1 protein-coding gene is annotated in these 567 nt (G+C 46.6%); it reads left to right on the top strand.

The window, feature by feature from the left end:
* The coding region (locus tag ACVUH9_RS22260; RefSeq protein WP_475761023.1) for an acyl-CoA dehydrogenase family protein at window positions 1–567 on the top strand (567 nt) is incomplete at both ends.

Here is a 567-nt window from a genome sequence, read left to right as displayed (position 1 = left end):
AAGCAAAACTGAATATGGCATTACCTGCGCCTTATTACCTGCTAGTCATGACGGTGTCCAAGTCGGTGCACGACATAATCCCGGTTCACCCTTTATGAATGGCACGGTCGATGGACAAGATGTTTTTATCCCACTCGATTGGATTATTGGTGGGGTGGAAAATGCAGGTAAAGGTTGGCGCATGCTGATGGAGTGCTTAGCCGTAGGTCGTGGGATTTCACTGCCAGCGCTCTCCACTGCTTCCGCTGAAATGGCCTATTTAAGTGTCGGTGCTTTTGCCAAAGTTCGCCAACAATTTAAAATTTCTGTAGGACATTTTGAAGGCGTGCAAGAAGCCACCAGTGATATTGCCAGCGGTGCGTATATGTTAGAAGCTTTTCGCTATATGGTGACTTGTGGTTTAAATGAAGGTGGAAAACCTGCTGTGATGACAGCTATGGCCAAATACTATGCCACCGAAACCATGCGTAAAATTGTCAATCACGGAATGGATGTCGTTGGCGGACGGGCAGTACAAATGGGGCCGCGCAATTTTTTAGCATTGAATTATCAAGCCATCCCTATTTC

This window comes from Patulibacter ginsengiterrae (genome assembly GCF_056269115.1).
The sequence above is the reverse complement of the archived record's forward strand: the minus strand, read 5'-3'. Positions and strand labels throughout refer to the sequence as shown.